An 18,621-nucleotide genomic window follows, 5' to 3' on the forward strand; every position below is an offset into this window, starting at 1 on the left:
TCGCCGGACGGGCTTGATGTGGTGCGGCCCGTCCCGCGTCTGCGGCAGTCGCAGGGCCGATGTGCAGACATGACGCGCACCCCGCTCCCGGCGGAGCACCCGCCACCCCGAGCCCGTCCGGCGATTGAGGACGGAACCCTCAGCCCCGGACAGGGGCAACACCACCCCGCCCCGACATACGGCACACTGGAGGTTTGGCCAACCCGCCGCCTCCGGGCGGCCCCGCAGAAAGGGCCGAAGCGCGTGACCGGACCCCTCATCGTCCAGAGCGACAAGACGCTGCTCCTCGAAGTCGACCACGAGCAGGCCGACGCCTGCCGTCGTGTGATCGCCCCCTTCGCGGAGCTGGAGCGTGCGCCCGAGCACATCCACACCTACCGGCTGACCCCGCTCGGGCTGTGGAACGCCCGCGCCGCGGGGCACGACGCCGAGCAGGTCGTCGACGCGCTCGTGAAGTACTCGCGTTACCCCGTACCGCACGCGCTGCTCGTCGACATCGCCGAGACGATGGACCGCTACGGCCGCCTCACTCTCTCCAAGCACCCGGTCCACGGACTCGTGCTGACCTCCACGGACCGGCCGGTCCTGGAGGAGATCCTCCGGTCGAAGAAGGTCCAGCCGCTGGTCGGCGCCCGGATCGACCCGGACACCGTGGCCGTGCACCCGTCCGAGCGCGGGCAGGTCAAGCAGACGCTGCTGAAGCTGGGCTGGCCCGCCGAGGACCTCGCCGGGTACGTGGACGGCGAGGCGCACCCGATCGACCTGGACGAGAACGGCTGGGCGCTGCGGCCCTATCAGCAGCAGGCCGTCGAGGGGTTCTGGCACGGCGGGTCCGGGGTCGTCGTGCTGCCGTGCGGGGCAGGGAAGACGCTGGTCGGGGCGGGCGCGATGGCGCAGGCCAAGGCGACCACGCTGATCCTGGTCACGAACACCGTCTCGGCCCGGCAGTGGAAGCACGAGCTGGTGAAGCGGACGTCGCTGACCGAGGAGGAGATCGGCGAGTACAGCGGTACGCGCAAGGAGATCCGCCCGGTCACCATCGCCACGTACCAGGTGCTGACGACCCGCAGGAAGGGCGTCTACCCGCACCTGGAGCTGTTCGACTCCCGCGACTGGGGGCTCGTGATCTACGACGAGGTGCATCTGCTGCCCGCGCCCGTCTTCAAGTTCACCGCGGATCTCCAGGCGCGGCGCCGGCTCGGGCTCACGGCGACGCTCGTCCGGGAGGACGGACGCGAGTCGGACGTCTTCTCGCTGATCGGGCCCAAGCGGTTCGACGCCCCGTGGAAGGAGATCGAGGCGCAGGGCTACATCGCGCCCGCCGACTGCGTCGAGGTACGGGTCAACCTCACGGACAGCGAGCGGCTCGCGTACGCGACCGCCGAGGCGGAGGAGAAGTACCGGTTCTGCGCGACGACCGCGACGAAGCGCAAGGTCACCGAGGCGCTGGTGCGCAAGCACCAGGGTGAGCAGACGCTGGTCATCGGGCAGTACATCGACCAGCTCGACGAGCTGGGTGAGCATCTGGACGCCCCGGTGATCAAGGGCGAGACCAGCAACGCCCAGCGCGAGAAGCTGTTCGGCGCCTTCCGGGAGGGCGAGATCAGCGTGCTGGTCGTGTCGAAGGTGGCGAACTTCTCGATCGACCTGCCGGAGGCCACCGTCGCCATTCAGGTGTCGGGCACGTTCGGTTCGCGTCAGGAGGAGGCCCAGCGGCTGGGCCGGGTGCTGCGGCCGAAGGCGGACGGGCACGAGGCGCGGTTCTACTCGGTGGTCGCGCGCGACACGATCGACCAGGACTTCGCGGCACACCGCCAGCGGTTCCTGGCGGAGCAGGGCTACGCCTACCGGATCGTGGACGCGGACGAGCTGCTGTCGGACAACTGACGGACGGGCCGCGCAGGGGCGGGCCGTCGCGCGCTCAGCGCGTGCGGCGGACGCCCGCCTCCTCCGCGTACTCGCCGAGGACGACGACGCCGAACGCGGCCCGTGCGTAGACCTTGACGGCGCGCAGCGCGTCTCCGGCGCGGTGGCTGTGGTGGTGACCGGTGGCCGCGGTCGCGCCGTGCGCGGGGCCGGTCCTCTGCGGGTTCAGGGTGACGGTGCTCATGTCCTCCATGGTGCTCCGGACGGGTGCGCCGCCGCGTCGGTCCGGAGGCTGAAGCCCGCGGTGGCGCGTCTACCTCTGGGGTCGCATGCCATCCCCTACGGGGTGGACGGCGCGATATTCGTTCGCGTCGGGCGGGGACGGTCGATACAATCGCCGGTCTGCCCGCCTCCCGCACCGTGGTACCGGCCGTCCTCAGGGACGTGCGCCGGCAGCCGGGGGAGCGCCGCCGACCGGACGGAAACCGGCCGACAGCCAGTGATCGATCCCCGAGTGGACCGCATCGCCCCCGAGCAGTCACCGGGGCGATGCGGTCCGCCGTCCTGCGTTGAATGCCGGAGGCAACACCGTGCCCGCGCACGAACACGAAAGCGACACCACCACCGATCCCCTCGCCCACGAACGCGCCCATCTCGCCGCCTCGCGCGCGGCCCTGCGCGCCATGCGCGAGGACGCCCAGGCCCTGAACATCCGCGATGTCACGGCGAACTGGGTGAACGCCGCGGTACTCCAGGCCCAGATCGCCGACCGCATCAAGTCGCTCGCCGACCTCTCCCACACCCCGCTGTTCTTCGGGCGGCTGGACTACCTCCATGTGGTGGGTGCGGCGCAGGCCGAGGGCGCGGAGGGCGAGCAGTTCTACATCGGGCGCCGCCACGTCCATGACGCCGACGGTGATCCGATGGTCATCGACTGGCGTGCTCCGGTCTCCCAGCCGTTCTACCGGGCGTCCCGGAAGGACCCGCTCGACGTCGGTCAGCGGCGCCGCTTCGGCTACACGGGCGGCGAGCTGACCGCGTACGAGGACGAGCACCTCACCGACCCCTCCGAGGCGGCGCAGACGAGCAAGCTCCTCCAGGCGGAGATCGAGCGGCCCCGTGTCGGCCCGATGCGTGACATCGTCGCGACGATCCAGCCCGAGCAGGACGAGATCGTCCGCAGCGAGCTCGGCGGCACCGTGTGTGTGCAGGGCGGGCCGGGCACCGGGAAGACGGCCGTCGGCCTGCACCGGGTCGCGTACCTGCTGTACGCGCACCGCGAGCGCCTCGCCCGTACCGGGACGCTCGTCATCGGGCCGAACAAGTCGTTCCTGCACTACATCGAGCAGGTGCTGCCGGCTCTCGGTGAGCTGGAGGTGAAGCAGGCGACGGTCGACGACCTGGTGACGGCGCAGGTCGAGGTCCGGTCCACGGACGATGCGCGGGCCGCCGTGGTGAAGGGCGACGCCCGGATGGCGGAGGTGTTGCGGAGGGCGATCCGGTCGCACGTGACGATGCCCGTCGAGCCGGTCATGGTGGTGCGCGGGTCGCGGCGCTGGCGGGTCCCGGCGTACGAGATCGAGGAGATGGTCAAGGAGCTGCTGTCCCGCGACATGCGGTACGGGGCCGCGCACGAGGCCCTTCCGCAGCGCATCGCGCACGCCGTGCTGGTGCGGATGGAGGAGGCCGGCGAGGCGCCCGACGACCGGGTCCAGAACGCGGTGGCCCGCACCCCGGCGGTGAAGGCCGCGGTGAAGGCGGTCTGGCCGGCGGTCGACCCGTCGAAGCTGGTGCTGCGGCTGCTGTCGGACCCGGAGTTCCTGGCCGCGCACGCGGACGGGCTGCTCAGCGAGGACGAGCAGAAGACGATCCTGTGGACGCTGCCCGGATCCGGTAAAAGGGCGGCCCGCAGCGTGAAGGCGGCGAAGTGGTCGGCGGCGGACGCGGTGCTGATCGACGAGGCGAACGATCTGGTGGCGCGTACGCATTCGCTCGGCCATGTCGTCATCGACGAGGCCCAGGATCTGTCCCCCATGCAGTACCGGGCCGTGGGCCGGCGCTGCTCGACCGGTTCGGCGACCGTGCTCGGGGACCTGGCGCAGGGCACGACGCCGTGGTCGACGCAGAGCTGGGAGCAGGCGCTGCACCATCTGGGGAAGTCGGACGCGTTGGTGGAGGAGCTGACTGCGGGCTTCCGTGTGCCGCGCGAGGTGATCGCGTACGCCTCCCGGCTGCTGCCGGTGATCTCGCCCGGGCTCGCGGCGGTGGAGTCGGTGCGTGAGTCGCCCGGTTCGCTGTCGGTGCGGGAGGTGACGGGTGCGGACGCGCTGGACGCGGCGGTGGTCGCGGCGTGCGCGGAGTCCCTGGAGCAGGAGGGCTCGACCGGTCTGATCGCCGCCGACGCGCGCGTTCCGGCCCTGGCCGAGGCGCTGACCGCGGCGGGCCACAGCTACCTCTCCCCCGGCCAGGAGACGACCGCCGAGTCCCGGCTGACGCTGGTCCCGGCATCGCTGGCGAAGGGCCTGGAGTACGACTACGTGGTGCTGGACGAACCGGCCGCCGTGGTCGACGGCGAGCCCGACCAGCGGACGGGGCTGCGCCGGCTGTACGTCGCGCTGACCCGTGCCGTGTCGGGGCTGATCGTCCTTCACGCGGCGCCGCTGCCGGAGGAGCTGGCCTGACGCGCGCGGGGGCGGGGGCGGCCCGGCCCGCCCCCGCCCCCGCGTCCGGTCAGCCGGCCGTGCAGGCCCTCCCGTTCAGCTTGACCGTGCCCGGGTCCGCGGCCGCGCCCAGGACGCTGCTGTTGAACCCGAAGTCGATCTCCGCACCCGGTGCGAGGGTCCGGTTCCAGGACAGCGGTGCGGCGGTGACCGTACGCCCGTACTGGGCGAGTTCGGCGCTCCAGGTGTGGCTGAGCTTCTGGTCGCCCGGCAGCAGCCAGGTCAGGGACCAGGGGGTGAGCGCCTCGGTTCCGGTGTTCTTCACCGTGACCGTGGTGGTCGAGCCGGTGCTCCACGGGTGCGAGGAGTACGTGACGCGGCAGGCGCGGGCCGGGCCCGCCCCGTCACCGGCGTCGTCCAGGTAGGAGGCGACGAAGGCCAGCGGTGCGTTCCAGTTGATGGCGACCTCGTTGGTGGCGTACGAGCCGATGTCGTCGAGGTAGCACATCGCCGCCGCGCAGCCCGTGAGCCTGGCCGCGGCCTCCGGGTCGCCGGAGGTGGGGGCGGTGAGGTTCGGTCCGCCCGCCAGGGATCCGGCCGGCGGGTGGGGCAGGTCGGGGTCGCTCTGGTGCGCCCACGTGCGGTGGTGCTGGTTCTGCGAGCTGCGCTCGCCGTACCCGGTGACGTAGGACTGGTTCAGCGGGTTGCGCCCGAAGAGGTAGTCGGCGCCGCGCAGCACGGCGTCGCGGTACCCGGCCTTCCCGGTGAGGTCGGCCGCGGTGGCGAGCACGATCATGTTGTTGAGCACCTGGCTGTTGGATCCCCAGGCGTAGTTCTGGCCGGCCGGGGCGTACGGGACGCCGTACAGCTGGTCCTGGGTCTGGGCGGCGTAGCGGTCGGCGGCCGTGGTCACCACGGTGCGGACCTGTGCCAGCTGGCCGGCGGTGAGGTCGTTGGGGACGGTGGCGAGGGTCAGGACGCCGAGCCCGGCGGTTCCGCCCCACCACATGCCGCCGTCGGCCGGGAAGACCTTGTCGGTGTCGCCGTGCAGCGGCGAGCCGAGGAGCGCCTGGCGGTAGGTGTCGTCGCCGGTGGTGGTGAAGAGTTCGGCTGCGGCCCAGTAGAACTCGTCGGAGACGTCGTTGTCGCTGTAGGTGCCGCCGCCCGTACCGTCGTCGGGGTCGGCGAGCACGTCCGGGTGCGCCTTCGCCGCGGCCCACGCCGTCTCGGCGGCGGTACGGCACCGGCCGGCGAAGTCCGCGTCGTACGGGGCGTAGAGCCGGGCGCACTGGGCCGCCGCGGCGGCCAGGTTGAGGGTCGCGGCGGTGGACGGCGGGTGCAACTCGCGCTGCTGGGGGTCGAGATGGGGCAGCAGCGGCAGACCGGTCCACTGGGCGTCGTGCATCTTGTGGTGGACCATTCCCGCGAGCGGCTGCCCGGCCGGAACCTGCATGCGCATCATGAAGTCGAGTTCCCAGCGCGCCTCGTCGAGGATGTCCGGCACGTCGTTGCCGTGCTCGGGCACCCGCAGCGCGCCGTCGCCGAGTTCGGCGGCCTCGGCACCGTCGGCCGTCAGCGTCCGCTCGTACGTGTCCATCAGCTCGGCGACCGCGATGCCGCCGTTGACGACGTACTTGCCGTGGTCACCGGCGTCGTACCAGCCGCCCCGCACATCGAGCCGGTAGTCGCAGACGCCCGGCTGGCAGGGCACGTCCGTGTCGCCCTTGTTGGGGGCGACGTCGAGGTGTCCGGCGGGGCGCGCGTACTGCTCGCCGACGAGGTCCGCGTCGATCTCGATGCCGCTGCGGTTCTGGTAGAAGTACGCGAGCGAGTCGCCGCGCAGCGCGTCGTAGAGGTCGGCCCCGATGGAGAAGGGCTCGCTGACCTGCCCGTCCGCCTCGACGGTGTACCCGTCGCCGGCGGTCGTGACGTCGCCGAAGTCGAAGGTGTGGACGTTCTGGCGGGAGGTCGGGTCGACGCCGCCCGGGACGGTGGTGCCGGTGGCGGCGGCCGATCCGTCGGCGGCCCTGAGCGTCCAGGGCAGGGGCTCGGTCGCGTCGGTGACCAGGGTGCCTTCCTTGGGGCCCTGCGGAAGGTAGCCGACCTGGTTGACGCGGACGCGCGAGCCGGTGTCGGGCACGTACACGGGCGGTTCGGCGCCGCCGCGCAGGGACACGTCGTCGAGGCAGAAGGTGGCCGCCTCGTCGCTGCCGCCTATCTGGAAGGCGAGCTGGGCGGCGTCGCGGTCCGCCGTCGCGGTGAAGACGTGCGTGACGGGGACCGCCTCGGTGCCGATCTGGTCGGTCGAGGAGAGGTCCGTGGTCCACGGGTCGACGGCCAGCTGCACATTGGTGTGGATGGACAGCGGGGTGGTGGAGCTGGCGGTGTACGTGAGGCTGTACGTCTCCCCCGCGACGAGCGGGATGTCGTTCTGGCCGACGATCACGTCCCACGGGTTGGCCGTTCCGGCCGGTACGTCGGTGCAGAGCCTGCCGTCCGTGACGGCGGCGGCGGTGTTGGCGGTCCACCACCAGGGCGCGGTTCCGGCGGCGAAGTCGCCGTTGGTGATCTGCTCCGGGGCCGGGTCGGCGTCCTCGGCGGCGGCGCCCGGTGCGGTGAGGACACCGCCGAACAGGGCGGTGAGGGCTAACGTGCCGAGTACGCGGCGCCCGCGCCGGGCGCGGGGGGCGCGGTCGGTGGGGGACGGGGGCGGAGAGGCGTTCACCGGGGGCCTTTCGGTAGGGGGCTGGTGGTGCATCACGCGACGGATGAGCGGTGGGAACGCTCCCATGAGCAGTAAGAAATGCCGGGGAGGCACCGTGGGAGCGTTCCCACACCGCCGTGTCGTCATTGTGAAGCCCGGGGTGTTTGTTGCGCCAGGGTCGTGACAGCACGAGCCTGCGGACGCCCTCGGAAACGAATGAGGGGCGGGCTGCCGCGTCCCGGCATCCCGCCCCACCACCTCCCTGCCGCGCAGGGCCCTACGCGTCGAGCACGTCCCGCCACTCCCGTACCGCCGCCACGTCCACCGGACCCGCCCAGCCGCCCGGCCGGGCCGCTCCGCCGATGTGGACGGCGTCGATGCCCGCACCCAGCAGCTCCGGCAGGTGCTCCAGCCGCAGGCCGCCGCCCACGAGGATCTGCGGCTCGTACCCCGGCTCGCCCTTGCGCGCCGCCTCGACGATCAGCGTGGGAATGCCGTCGTCCACCCCGGCGGGCGAACCCGCGGTGAGGTAGGTGTCCAGGCCCGGCAGGTCGGCGAGCGACTTGCGCAGCGCGTCCCGGTCGGCGGCGCGGTCGATCGCACGGTGGAACGTCCAGCTGCAGCCGTCCAGCTCGGCGACGATCCGCTCGACCGCGACGAGGTCGGGGTGGCCGTCCGCGTCCAGGAAGCCGAGCACGAACTCGTCCGCCCCCTCCGCCCGGAGTTCGCGCGCCTTGCGGACGAGCACGTCGACGTCGCCGGCCGCGAAGCCGTCCGCCACCCTGAGCATCACCCGCAGCGGGATGTCCACCGCTGCGCGGATCGCCGCGAACGTCGCGCAGGACGGGGTGAGGCCGTCCGCCGCCATGTCGGTGACCAGCTCAAGCCGGTCCGCACCACCCGCCTGGGCAGCGACCGCGTCCTCCGCGTCGAGAGCGATCACCTCCAGGACTGCACGGTTGCTCATGGGAACCCAATCCTCCAGAAACCATCTATAGGTCTAGTCCAATGCCAGCCTACGGGGCGGTAGGCCGGGGGCGCAGCCTCACCGTGAACGTGAAGATACGCGAGGCCGGCGGCGCGACTGCCGACCGGAGGCGCGCGGTCCGCGGTTCCGTCACAGATCACCCTTGCGTTCACATAGGGGTAGGGGGTATACCTGGGGTCATCACCGCATACCCCCTAGGGGTATAAATGAACCGACCGAAGGAGGCCCCGTGTCCGCGCAGACCGCAGCCACCACCGGCACCACTGCCCCCAGTGGTGCCGCCGGTACCGGCGTCGCCGCAGAGGTCGAGCTCGCCATCGGCGGCATGACCTGTGCCTCGTGCGCGGCCCGTATCGAGAGGAAGCTCAACCGGATGGACGGGGTCGAGGCCACCGTCAACTACGCCACCGAGAAGGCCAAGGTCAGCTACCGGGGCGAGGACGTCTCCGTACAGGACCTGATCGCCACGGTCGAGAAGACCGGCTACACCGCGCACGAGCCCGCCCCGCCGGTACGCGGCGGCGACGCCCCCGCCGAGGCGGCGGAGGCGGACGAGCTCCGCCCGCTGCGGCAGCGGCTGATCACCGCGGTCCTGCTCGCGGTGCCGGTGATCGCGATGTCGATGGTCCCGGCGCTCCAGTTCGACAACTGGCAGTGGCTCTCCCTCACCCTCACCGCCCCCGTCGTCACCTACGCCGCCTGGCCCTTCCACCGCGCCGCGTGGACCAACGCCCGGCACGGCGCGGCCACCATGGACACCCTGATCTCGGTCGGCACCTCGGCCGCGTTCCTGTGGTCGCTGTGGGCGCTGTTCTTCGGCACCGCCGGGATGACCGGCATGACGCACCCCTTCGAGCTCACCATCGGCCGCGGCGACGGCTCCGGGAACATCTATCTGGAGGCCGCCGCGGGCGTCACCGCGTTCATCCTGGCCGGGCGCTACTTCGAGGCCCGTTCCAAGCGGAAGGCGGGCGCCGCACTGAAGGCGCTGCTCGAACTGGGCGCGAAGGAGGTCACCGTCCTGCGTGACGGCCGTGAGGTCACCGTGGCCACGGAGGATCTCCGGGTCGGCGACCGGTTCCTGGTCCGCCCGGGCGAGAAGATCGCGACCGACGGCACCGTGGTGGAGGGCAGTTCGGCGGTGGACGCGTCGATGCTCACCGGTGAGTCCGTGCCCGTCGAGGTCACGGCCGGCGACACGGTGACCGGCGCGACGCTGAACGCGGGCGGACGGCTCGTCGTCGAGGCGACCCGGGTCGGCGCCGACACCCAGCTGGCGCGGATGGCGAAGCTGGTCGAGGACGCGCAGAACGGCAAGGCCGCGGCCCAGCGGCTGGCCGACCGGATCTCGGCGGTGTTCGTCCCCGTCGTGATCGCGCTCGCGCTCGGCACGCTCGGCTTCTGGCTGGGCAGCGGGGAGGGCCTGACGGCCGCGTTCACGGCCGCCGTCGCCGTACTGATCATCGCCTGCCCGTGCGCCCTGGGCCTCGCCACCCCGACCGCCCTCATGGTCGGCACCGGACGCGGCGCCCAGCTCGGCATCCTCATCAAGGGCCCCGAAGTCCTGGAGACCACCCGCCGCGTCGACACCATCGTCCTCGACAAGACCGGCACCGTCACCACCGGAAAGATGACCCTCCAGACCGTCCACACCGCACACGGCGTCGACGAGACCGACGTCCTGCGCCTGGCCGGAGCCCTGGAACACGCCTCCGAACACCCCATCGCCCAAGCCGTCGCCACCGGAGCCACCGACCGCACCGGCGCCGCACTCCCCACCCCCGAGGACTTCGCCAACATCCCCGGACTCGGCGTCCAGGGCATCGTCGAGGGCCACGCCGTCCTCGTCGGCCGCGAGCAGCTGCTGGCCGAGTGGGAGATCCACCTGCCCGTGGAGCTGGCCCACCGCAAGGCCGAGGCGGAGGCCGCCGGCCGTACCGCGATCGCGGTCGCCTGGGACGGTGAGGCGCGTGCGGTCCTGGAGGTGGCCGACGCGGTGAAGGACACCAGCGCGGAGGCGATCCGGCGGCTGCGCCGACTCGGCCTGAAGCCGATCCTGCTGACCGGCGACAACCGGGCGGTCGCGGAGTCGGTCGCGGCCGAGGTCGGCATCGAGGAGGTGTACGCGGAGGTCATGCCGCAGGACAAGGTCGACGTCGTCAAGCGCCTCCAGGGCGAGGGGCGTTCGGTCGCCATGGTCGGCGACGGGGTCAACGACGCCGCCGCGCTCGCCCAGGCCGATCTGGGCCTCGCCATGGGCACGGGCACGGACGCGGCGATCGAGGCCGGCGACCTGACCCTCGTCCGCGGGGACCTGCGGGCCGCCGCGGACGCGATCCGGCTGTCGCGCCGGACGCTCGGCACCATCCGTACGAACCTGTTCTGGGCCTTCGCCTACAACGTGGCGGCGCTGCCCCTGGCCGCGATGGGCCTGCTGAACCCGATGATCGCGGGGGCCGCCATGGCGTTCTCCTCGGTGTTCGTGGTCGGCAACTCGCTGCGGCTGCGCGGGTTCCGGGCGGGAGCGTAGGGAACCCGCCGTACGCGGCAGGCGCCTGTGGGGCCGGTCCGGTGGATCAGGCCCCACGGGCGCGTGCGATGCGCTCTTCGAGCGCTTTCCGGCGCGCCGGCCACTCGTCCGCCGTGATCGAGAAGATCGCCGAATCCCGCAGGCTCCCGTCCTCGCCCGGCGCCCACGACCGGGACCAGTTCCGCAGCACACCCTCGAAGGTCGCGCCCGCCGCTTCGATCGCGGCACGGGAGCGGCTGTTGCGGGCATCCGTCTTGAGGTCGACGCGTGCCACGTCCCACACCTCGAACGCGTGCCGGAACAGGAGGTACTTGGCCTCGGCGTTGATCCCCGAGCCCTGGGCGGAGGCGGCGAGCCAGGTGAAGCCGACCTCGATCGCGCTCAGCGTGTCCTCGTCCAGCCAGTACCGGGGCTCCCAGTACGCCGTGACGCCGACCGCGCGGCCGGACGCCCGGTCGATCTGCGCGTACGGGAACAGCTTCCCGCTCACGACACGGGCGAACTGGGATTCGAAGTACTCCTCGACCTCGTGGGCGCGGGGCACCCACGTGAACCCGTACGAACTCCGGTCCTCCTCCGCGGCCACCGCGAGATCCGACGCATGACGGTGCCCCAGCGGCTCCAGGCGCACGCGCGTGCCCTCCAGAACCGGCCCATGCAGCGCGAAAGCCATCACTCGTCCATTCAGTCGTCCGGGAACGCTCCGTACGCGGGCACGGGCCCGCGTACGGAGCGTTCCAGAGGCGCCCGGCCGTGTCGTGCGAATATCGCGCGCGCCGCCCAACGCGACGCCCGCGCGGCCGCGTTGTCAGTGGCGGAACCTACGCTCTCCGTATGACCCAATGGACCCACGCATCGATCCCCGGCTACGAGGTGAACCTCGTGTTCTCGCGGGGTCTTTCCGCCACCGCACTGGCCACGGGCCTGCGCGAACTGCACCGCGAACCGCTGGCGCACGGCGAGGCGGGCGGGTGGGCCTGGGCGGTCCACGAGATGTTCGACGAGGAGTCGGACGACTACGGCGATGTGGACTACGGGCGTGTCTGCCCGGAGGGCACGGAGCTCGTGGTGCTGGTGACCGAACCATGCAGCGCGAAGGCGCACGCACCCCAGGTCCTGTACCTGCGCGACGGACGCACGATCCTCTTCTTCTCCTTCGAGGATCTGGAGCAGCGGGTGGGCGAGAACCCGGACTACATGTCGGCCGAGCTGCTCGCGGCGAACCTCATAGGCCCCGGGGCCGAGTGCGACACGTGGGAGACGGACGAAGGCCATGACTGCTTCGACCACCACGACGGTGACGAGGACCGCGTCGTGAGGGCGATCCAGGACTGTTTCGGTCTGCCCCCGCTCCCGCTCGGTCCGCAGGAGGCGGCGGCGTGAACCCGCTCCTCGCCCCTGACACGTATGCCCTCCACGCCAGGGGAATCGACCGGGCCACCCTCACCTCCGTGTGCGCCGAAGCCGGGTATCCCGCCCGCACGGCGGGTGAGTCGGACGGCTGGGCCTGGGTGACCTACGACGCGACCGCCGCGCACGGCCGGGGAGTCATGGACCTGGCGCGCGACCTGACCGGATTCCGCTACGACGAACGCTTCGGCGGGCCCGGGCGCGTGGAGACGGTGTTCCTGGCCTCCACACCGGCATGCGCGTGCCCGCACGGGCAGAACTACGCGATTGCGCACTGCGACGACCACCCGTTCCACTTCCTCCACAGCCGGGGCGGTTTCGAGCGGGTGTACTTCAACGTCGGGCGCCGCCGCGAGTCCCTTCGCAGCGGAGACCTGCTGGTACGGGAGTTGCTGGACGCCGGGATCGTCGGCCGGGAGACCCCCGCGTACGACGCCGATCCCGACTTCAACGCCGACGGCGCCGTCACGATGCGGATCATCGCCGACCACTTCGGGCTGCCCGCCACGACGTGACCGCCCCTGCTCACCCCCCGGCGCGTACGAACCGCACCACCGACCCCGCCCCCGCCTGGGCGGCGGCCGCCAGCGCCGGTTCGGGGACGACGCCCACCACCGGGTAACCGCCCGTCGTCGGATGGTCGTTGAGGAACACCACCGGGCGCCCGTCCGGCGGCACCTGGACGGCTCCGAGCACCATGCCCTCGCTGGGCAGCTCTCCGGTGCGGGTCCGCTCCAGCGGCGGGCCGTCGGTGCGCAGGCCGATGCGGTTGCTCTGCGCCGAGACGCGGTACGCGGCGGTGGTGAGCGTACGGAGAGCGGCGGGCGTGAACCAGGCGTGGCGGGGCCCGAGGTGCACCGGGAGCACGAGTCCGCCGGGCGCGCCCGACCACGGCACCGTGTCGGCGGGCGGGGCGCCGGCCTGCGGGGGCGGGCCCAGCGGCAGTACGTCCCCGTCGCGCAGGGGTGCCGGGCCCAGCCCGGAGAGCAGGTCGGCGGATCTGCTGCCGAGCACCGGCTCCGCCGCCACGCCGCCCGCGAACGCCAGATAGCTGCGCAGTCCGTGCACCGCGGGCCCCGCGTCCAGCACCGCACCCGCCGGCACCCGTACCGCGGCGCCCCACGCCACCGGCCGCCCGTCCACCGTCACCCGGCACGGCGCACCGCCGACGACCACCCGCACCGCACGGTCCGGGCGGACGGCGCAGCCGGTGGCGGTCGTCTCCAGGACGGCCGCGGTCACCGGGTTGCCGGCGAGCCGGTTGGCGAGCGCGGCGGCGGGTGCGTCGAGGGAGCCCGCCCGTCCGACGCCCAGGTGGGCCAGTCCGGCGCGGCCCTCGTCCTGCACGGTGGTCAGGGCCCCGGCGCGGACGACCTCGAAGGCCCCGGGCCGCACGGACGCCGTCACCGTGCCGCCTCCACGAACCGCACCCGCGCGCCCGGACCCAGCAGCGCGGCCGGTTCGCGGTGCGGGTCCCACAGCGGACCGGGGTCCGGTAGCCGGCCGATGAGCTGCCAGCCGCCGGGCGACGGGCGCGGGTACACCCCGGTGTACGGGCCGGCCAGCGCGACCGCGCCCGCCGGGACCCGGGTGCGCGGTGTCGCCCGGCGCGGCAGGTGGAGGCGGTCCGGCAGGCCGGTCAGGTAGCCGAAGCCGGGGGCGAACCCGCAGAAGGCGACCCGGAACTCGGTTCCGGCGTGGATGCGGGGCACCTCGGCGACGGCCACCCCCCAGGCCTCGGCGACGTCGGCGAGGTCCGGGCCGTCGTACACGACGGGGAGCTCCACCGCCGCGGCCGTGCCGGGGCGCGGCGGCGGTATGTGCCAGGTCGGCAGCGCCCGGGCGAGCGCGGCGGCGTCCCGCGCGATGCCGTCGAGCAGCACCGTCCGCTCGCCGGGCACGATGTCGCGCACGTCGGGCAGTTCGCCCGCCGCGCGGCGCCGCAGCACCTCCGCGTGGAACGCCTCCGTGGCCTCCCGGCCGTCCAGCTCGACCAGCAGCGCCCGGGGCCCGGCGGGCAGCACGACGAGCGGCCGGCCGGACCGTCCCCCCGCACTCACGCGAACGCCCGCACCGCGACGCCCGCCTCTTCCAGCGCCGCCCGCACCCGCCGGGCGAGTGCGGCGGCGCCCGGGGTGTCGCCGTGGACGCACAGGGACCGGGCGACGACGGATATCCGGCCACCGTCGGCCCCGGTCACGCCGCGGTCGACGGCGAAGCCCACGCTGCGGCGTACGACCTCGTCCGCGTCGTGCACCACCGCGCCGGGCTCGCCGCGCGGCACGAGGGTGCCCTGCGGGGTGTACGCCCGGTCGGCGAAGGCCTCCTCGACGGCGGTCAGACCCGCCTCCTCGGCGTGGGCGAGCAGCCGGGAGCCGGGCAGGCCGAGGACGGCCGGGTCCCCGCCCGCCAGCCGGACGCCTTCGATGACGGCGGCGGCCTGCTCGTCGTCGCGGACGGTGCGGTTGTAGAGGGCGCCGTGCGGTTTCACGTACGAGACGCGGGAACCGGCCGCCTCGGCGAACACCCGCAACGCCCCGATCTGGTACGCGACCTCGGCTGCCAGTTCGGCGGCCGGTACGTCCATGGCCCGGCGCCCGAAGCCTGCCAGGTCGCGGTACGAGACCTGCGCGCCGATCCGTACGCCCCGGGCGGCCGCCGAGTCGCAGACCCGCCGCATCACGGAGGCGTCCCCCGCGTGGAAGCCGCAGGCCACGTTGGCGCTGGTCACACAGGCGAGGAGGGCCTCGTCGTCGGTGAGCGTCCAGCGTCCGAAGCCCTCGCCCAGGTCCGCGTTGAGGTCCATGACCGCGACCGGCACGTCCGCCGGCACCGGCTCACCGCACAGGCCCGGCCCCTCCGCCCCGCCGGGCGGGTTCGTCAGATTCGTCACGGCCGCACCGTAGCGCCCGCCCGGCCCCGTGCGCCGGTCCGTCTCAGTCGAAGAGGCCGAGCTCGCGCTCCCGTACGCCCTCCAGCTCGTACCGCGTCCCGACCAGCGGGCGGCCCGCGCACAGCCTGATCAGGGTCGCCCCGTCGCCCCGGTACCGCCCGGGGGCCCGGCCCTCCTGCTCGACGCCGATGGTCACTTCCCGCCCGCTGTCCGTGAGCTCCGCGACGAACAGCGGCACCTTGCGGCGCAGGGCGCGCGGGACGAGGAGGCCGAGCGCGTGCGGGAACCCCGGGCCCTCGTAGGCCCCGGGCAGCCCCCATGCCTCGCGTACGTCCCCCGCGTGCACCCACTCCCCCAGCGCCACCGCGTCCAGGATCCCGCCCGCCGCCGCGATCGCCGGGCCGGCGTCGGTCATGCCCCGCTCCAGCTCGTCCACGACCTGCGTGTGCGTCCAGTCGGCGCGTTCGGCGATGTCCCGGTCGTTGCACTCGGGGCTGAACACATCGGGTCCGAAGCGGCTCTCCACCACCCGGCTCAGCACGGATCCGCAGTGCGCGACCACATCCCGGACCGTCCAGCCGGGGCACGCGGTGCGCACGGCGAAGTCGCCGTCCGCGGCGGACCGCAGCAGCGGGAGAAGGGCGTCCCGCTCCGTGCGCAGGAGGAGACCGGGAAGCTCGGGATCACGTTCGTCAGCCATGGGACCAGCCAACCATCCCGGCCGGCACCGGACTTGGTCTTCGGCGAACCGGAGCACCATCATCCGGTGGCCGGACGCTCTAACCTCGGGGGCATGGACGACATCGACCGGTCCCCCGGCAGCGGTGAGGCCGACACGCTCCGCGACCGCTGGCACGAGTGCCTCGTCGCGGCCCGGGGCGGCGACGAGGGCCCCGACCCGTCGCCGTACGCCGACAACCTCCTGGAACGGTGGGCCGAGCCCCAGCGGCGCTACCACACCACCGCTCACCTGGCCGCGGTCCTCGGCCACCTCGACACGCTCGCCGGCCATGCCGCGGACGCGGACGCGGTGCGGCTGGCCGCGTGGTTCCACGACGCGGTCTACCGGCCCGACCGTTCCGAGAACGAGGAGCGCAGCGCCGTCCTCGCCGAGCGCGCCCTGCCCGAGGCGGGGGTGCCCGACGCGACCACCGCCGAGGTCGCCCGCCTGGTCCGGCTCACCGTCACGCACGACCCGGCCGCCGGCGACACGAACGGCGAGGCCCTGTGCGACGCGGACCTCGCGATCCTCGCGGCGCCGCCGAAGGAGTACGCGGAGTACGCGGCCCGGGTGCGCGAGGAGTACGGCTTCGTTCCCGACGAGGCGTTCCGGGAGGGCCGGGCGGCGGTGCTGCGGCAGCTTCTGGAGCTGCCTCGGCTGTTCCGTACGCCGCACGGGGCGGCCGAGTGGGAGGCGCGGGCCCGGCACAATCTGGCCACGGAGCTGGAGCTGCTCACGCACTGAGCGCGGCCCCTCGCCGGAGCGGGGCGGGGCATGCACCGGAACAGGGCGGGGGGGTGCGCCCGAGCAGGGCCGGGAACGCGCCGGAGCGGGGCGGGGAATGTGCAGGACCGTTTCGCTGTTGGCACCTGACATGCCCGACTCTGCCGCTCGCCGCTCCCGCATGCCCCTGGCCGTGTACATCCTCGGCCTCTCGGTCTTCGCACTCGGTACCAGCGAGTTCATGCTCTCCGGGTTGCTGCCACCCATCGCCGATGACATGAACGTGTCGATCCCCAAGGCCGGGCTCCTCATATCCGCCTTCGCGATCGGCATGGTGGTCGGAGCCCCGCTGCTGGCCGTGGCCACGCTCCGGCTGCCGCGCCGCACCACACTCATCGCGCTGATCTCCGTCTTCGGCCTCGGCCAGGTCGCGGGCGCGCTCGCGCCGACGTACGAGGTGCTCTTCGCGTCCCGGGTGATCAGCGCGTTCGCGTGCGCCGGTTTCTGGGCGGTCGGGGCGGCCGTCGCCATCGCGATGGTGCCGGTGAACCAGCGGGCCCGCGCGATGGCCGTGATGATCGGCGGACTGTCCATCGCGAACGTGCTGGGGGTGCCGCTGGGCGCCTTCCTGGGCGAGAACCTGGGCTGGCGGTCGGCGTTCTGGGCGGTCGGGGCGGCTTCCGCCGTGGCGCTGGCCGGAGTGGCGACGCTGATCCCCCGTATCCCGCTGCCGGACGAGAAGCCGAAGCTCAAGCGGGAGCTGACCATCTACCGCGACCGGCAGGTATGGCTCTCCATCGTGCTCACCGCGCTCGCGGCGGGCGGCGTGTTCTGCGCGTTCAGCTATCTCGCACCCCTGCTGACGGACGTCGCCGGGCTGGACTCGGGCTGGGTGCCGACCGTGCTCGCGCTCTTCGGGATCGGTGCGCTGATCGGCACGATCATCGGCGGCCGGGTCGCGGACGCGCACCTGTTCGGGGTGCTGCTGAGCGGGATCGCGGCCTCGACGGTGTTCCTGGCCGCGCTGGCGCTGTTCGCGTCGAACCAGGCCGCCGTGATCGTGCTGTCGTTCCTGCTGGGCCTGTCGGCGTTCTATACGGCTCCGGCACTGAACGCCCGCATGTTCAACGTCGCGGGCGCCGCCCCGACCCTGGCGGGCGCGACGACCACCGCCGCGTTCAACCTGGGCAACACCGGCGGGCCCTGGCTGGGCGGCACGGTGATCGACCTGGACTTCGGTTTCGAGGCCACCGCGTGGGCGGGGGCGGCGATGACCGTGCTGGCGCTGGTGACGGTGGTCCTCTCGCTGCGGTTGCAGCGCAGCCGCAACGCCGCGTCCCGGCTGGTGGCGGGCGCCCCGGCCGCGGTGTCGCGGGAGGCGGCGCAGGACGCGGCGGTGTGCGCGCCCTCGTCGGCCGGCTGACCGGGGCCGGGACCTCAGCCCGGTGCGGGGCGGCCCTTGGGGCGGCGCAGGCCCGCTTCGGTGATGCGGCGGACCAGTTCCTTGGAGCCGATCTGCCGGGCTCCGGCCCGTACCGCGTCCTCGTACCGTGCTGCCGGTACGTCGTAGTGGTCCCGCTCGAAGGCGCGGGCCGGGCAGCCGATGGACGCCGCGAAGGAGTGCAGTTCCTCGAAGGACACGTCGCTGACCAGGTGCGACCAGAAGCGCCCGTGGCCCGGCCAGTCCGGCGGGTCGATGTAGACGGTCATGGCCGCAGTATCCCGGTGAGCGAGCCGACCGGAGCGACGGCCACGGCCGCCTTCGTGCAGACCCAGTGCGGATCGGGCCCGAGCTCAGGCTCGACGTCCAGGGCGTGCGGGTCACCCGCGTCGCACACCGGGCACAGCGGCCAGCGGCCGAACCGTTCCAGCAGCGCGTCCTGGACGTCCTGGGCGACGAGACCGACGACGAACTCCACCCCGTCCGGCCACTGCTCGACCCACCAGCGGCGGTGCGTGACCGCGTCCTCGACCAGCGAGACGATCTGCGCCTCCGCGACGTCTCCGGCGGCGAGATCGGCCATGACCAGTGCGCGGGCGGTGTGCAGTGCCTGCTCCAGGGGGTTCAGCTCCATGCAGCCATTGTCCACCTGCGCGCGGAACGTCCTGCCAGAGGTCGGGACCAA

The 18,621-nt window shown here is 73.2% G+C and carries 17 protein-coding genes; 7 read left to right on the forward strand and 10 right to left on the reverse strand.

What is annotated here, in order from left to right; all coding sequences use genetic code 11:
- The first annotated feature begins 243 nt into the window (after positions 1-243).
- Positions 244-1,887 (forward strand): DNA repair helicase XPB, encoded by a 1,644-nt coding sequence (locus OG959_RS16335; RefSeq protein WP_326659121.1) that lies wholly within the window; start codon positions 244-246, stop codon positions 1,885-1,887.
- 34 nt (positions 1,888-1,921) lie between these two features.
- Here OG959_RS16335 and OG959_RS16340 read toward each other — a convergent pair whose 3' ends face one another.
- Entirely contained in the window at positions 1,922-2,110 is a 189-nt protein-coding gene (locus tag OG959_RS16340) for a hypothetical protein (protein ID WP_326659123.1), read from the reverse strand.
- A gap of 346 nt (positions 2,111-2,456) precedes the next feature.
- Here OG959_RS16340 and OG959_RS16345 point away from each other — a divergent pair, with 346 nt between their 5' ends.
- On the forward strand, positions 2,457-4,547 hold the full coding sequence (locus OG959_RS16345) for a HelD family protein (RefSeq protein ID WP_326659125.1): 2,091 nt from the start codon (positions 2,457-2,459) through the stop codon (positions 4,545-4,547).
- 49 nt (positions 4,548-4,596) lie between these two features.
- On the opposite strand, the gene OG959_RS16350 is transcribed toward OG959_RS16345, so the two are convergent.
- The gene (locus tag OG959_RS16350; RefSeq protein WP_442805579.1) at positions 4,597-7,251 is read right to left on the reverse strand and encodes a glycoside hydrolase family 9 protein; all 2,655 of its coding nucleotides are present in this window, start codon (positions 7,249-7,251) and stop codon (positions 4,597-4,599) included.
- A gap of 256 nt (positions 7,252-7,507) precedes the next feature.
- Positions 7,508-8,197 (reverse strand): copper homeostasis protein CutC, encoded by a 690-nt coding sequence (locus tag OG959_RS16355; RefSeq protein WP_326659127.1) that lies wholly within the window; start codon positions 8,195-8,197, stop codon positions 7,508-7,510.
- A gap of 250 nt (positions 8,198-8,447) precedes the next feature.
- Here OG959_RS16355 and OG959_RS16360 point away from each other — a divergent pair, with 250 nt between their 5' ends.
- On the forward strand, positions 8,448-10,748 hold the full coding sequence (locus OG959_RS16360; RefSeq protein WP_442805580.1) for a heavy metal translocating P-type ATPase: 2,301 nt from the start codon (positions 8,448-8,450) through the stop codon (positions 10,746-10,748).
- A gap of 46 nt (positions 10,749-10,794) precedes the next feature.
- Here the strand turns inward: OG959_RS16360 and OG959_RS16365 are convergent, their stop codons facing one another.
- Positions 10,795-11,421 carry a GNAT family N-acetyltransferase gene (locus OG959_RS16365; RefSeq protein WP_326659129.1) on the reverse strand — a complete coding sequence of 209 codons (627 nt, stop codon included), beginning with the start codon at positions 11,419-11,421 and terminating at the stop codon, positions 10,795-10,797.
- 161 nt (positions 11,422-11,582) lie between these two features.
- Here OG959_RS16365 and OG959_RS16370 point away from each other — a divergent pair, with 161 nt between their 5' ends.
- Positions 11,583-12,131, forward strand: coding sequence for a hypothetical protein (locus OG959_RS16370; RefSeq protein ID WP_326659131.1), 549 nt, complete (start codon positions 11,583-11,585; stop codon positions 12,129-12,131).
- Positions 12,128-12,673, forward strand: coding sequence for a hypothetical protein (locus OG959_RS16375; protein WP_326659133.1), 546 nt, complete (start codon positions 12,128-12,130; stop codon positions 12,671-12,673). Before OG959_RS16370 ends, OG959_RS16375 begins: the two co-directional genes overlap by 4 nt.
- Before the next feature lie 10 nt (positions 12,674-12,683).
- On the opposite strand, the gene OG959_RS16380 is transcribed toward OG959_RS16375, so the two are convergent.
- The 4 genes from OG959_RS16380 to OG959_RS16395 all read right to left on the reverse strand — a co-directional run bounded on the left by OG959_RS16380 (position 12,684) and on the right by OG959_RS16395 (position 15,751).
- The gene (locus tag OG959_RS16380; RefSeq protein WP_326659135.1) at positions 12,684-13,565 is read right to left on the reverse strand and encodes a biotin-dependent carboxyltransferase family protein; all 882 of its coding nucleotides are present in this window, start codon (positions 13,563-13,565) and stop codon (positions 12,684-12,686) included.
- Entirely contained in the window at positions 13,562-14,218 is a 657-nt protein-coding gene (locus OG959_RS16385) for a 5-oxoprolinase subunit B family protein (RefSeq protein ID WP_326659137.1), read from the reverse strand. The genes OG959_RS16380 and OG959_RS16385 overlap by 4 nt, the downstream gene beginning before the upstream one ends.
- Positions 14,215-14,964 (reverse strand): LamB/YcsF family protein, encoded by a 750-nt coding sequence (locus OG959_RS16390; protein ID WP_326666423.1) that lies wholly within the window; start codon positions 14,962-14,964, stop codon positions 14,215-14,217. The genes OG959_RS16385 and OG959_RS16390 overlap by 4 nt, the downstream gene beginning before the upstream one ends.
- A gap of 130 nt (positions 14,965-15,094) precedes the next feature.
- On the reverse strand, positions 15,095-15,751 hold the full coding sequence (locus OG959_RS16395) for a maleylpyruvate isomerase family mycothiol-dependent enzyme (RefSeq protein ID WP_326659138.1): 657 nt from the start codon (positions 15,749-15,751) through the stop codon (positions 15,095-15,097).
- 93 nt (positions 15,752-15,844) lie between these two features.
- Here OG959_RS16395 and OG959_RS16400 point away from each other — a divergent pair, with 93 nt between their 5' ends.
- Both OG959_RS16400 and OG959_RS16405 read left to right on the forward strand, forming a co-directional pair.
- A complete protein-coding gene (locus OG959_RS16400) occupies positions 15,845-16,516 on the forward strand; it encodes an HD domain-containing protein (RefSeq protein ID WP_326659140.1) in 672 nt (223 codons plus the stop codon).
- A gap of 160 nt (positions 16,517-16,676) precedes the next feature.
- Entirely contained in the window at positions 16,677-17,918 is a 1,242-nt protein-coding gene (locus tag OG959_RS16405) for a Cmx/CmrA family chloramphenicol efflux MFS transporter (protein WP_326666424.1), read from the forward strand.
- 14 nt (positions 17,919-17,932) lie between these two features.
- On the opposite strand, the gene OG959_RS16410 is transcribed toward OG959_RS16405, so the two are convergent.
- Together OG959_RS16410 and OG959_RS16415 are read right to left on the reverse strand one after the other, a co-directional pair.
- Positions 17,933-18,205, reverse strand: coding sequence for a DUF4031 domain-containing protein (locus tag OG959_RS16410; RefSeq protein WP_326659143.1), 273 nt, complete (start codon positions 18,203-18,205; stop codon positions 17,933-17,935).
- Positions 18,202-18,570, reverse strand: a complete 369-nt coding sequence (locus OG959_RS16415; protein ID WP_326659145.1) for a hypothetical protein — start codon at positions 18,568-18,570, stop codon at positions 18,202-18,204. The genes OG959_RS16410 and OG959_RS16415 overlap by 4 nt, the downstream gene beginning before the upstream one ends.
- Between the last annotated feature and the right edge of the window lie 51 nt (positions 18,571-18,621).

Origin of the sequence: Streptomyces sp. NBC_00385 (assembly GCF_035917155.1) — a bacterium.
In the GTDB taxonomy this organism is placed as follows: domain Bacteria; phylum Actinomycetota; class Actinomycetes; order Streptomycetales; family Streptomycetaceae; genus Streptomyces; species Streptomyces poriferorum.

What these genes read in the sequence shown, in the direction of transcription:
- OG959_RS16340 (WP_326659123.1), bottom strand. Translation starts at nt 2,110, where the DNA reads ATGAGCACCGTCACCCTGAACCCGCAGAGGACCGGCCCCGCGCACGGC.
- OG959_RS16355 (WP_326659127.1), bottom strand. Translation starts at nt 8,197, where the DNA reads ATGAGCAACCGTGCAGTCCTGGAGGTGATCGCTCTCGACGCGGAGGAC.
- OG959_RS16365 (WP_326659129.1), bottom strand. Translation starts at nt 11,421, where the DNA reads ATGGCTTTCGCGCTGCATGGGCCGGTTCTGGAGGGCACGCGCGTGCGC.
- OG959_RS16370 (WP_326659131.1), top strand. Translation starts at nt 11,583, where the DNA reads ATGACCCAATGGACCCACGCATCGATCCCCGGCTACGAGGTGAACCTC.
- OG959_RS16390 (WP_326666423.1), bottom strand. Translation starts at nt 14,964, where the DNA reads ATGGACCTCAACGCGGACCTGGGCGAGGGCTTCGGACGCTGGACGCTC.
- OG959_RS16395 (WP_326659138.1), bottom strand. Translation starts at nt 15,751, where the DNA reads ATGGCTGACGAACGTGATCCCGAGCTTCCCGGTCTCCTCCTGCGCACG.
- OG959_RS16400 (WP_326659140.1), top strand. Translation starts at nt 15,845, where the DNA reads ATGGACGACATCGACCGGTCCCCCGGCAGCGGTGAGGCCGACACGCTC.
- OG959_RS16405 (WP_326666424.1), top strand. Translation starts at nt 16,677, where the DNA reads ATGCCCCTGGCCGTGTACATCCTCGGCCTCTCGGTCTTCGCACTCGGT.
- OG959_RS16410 (WP_326659143.1), bottom strand. Translation starts at nt 18,205, where the DNA reads ATGACCGTCTACATCGACCCGCCGGACTGGCCGGGCCACGGGCGCTTC.
- OG959_RS16415 (WP_326659145.1), bottom strand. Translation starts at nt 18,570, where the DNA reads ATGGAGCTGAACCCCCTGGAGCAGGCACTGCACACCGCCCGCGCACTG.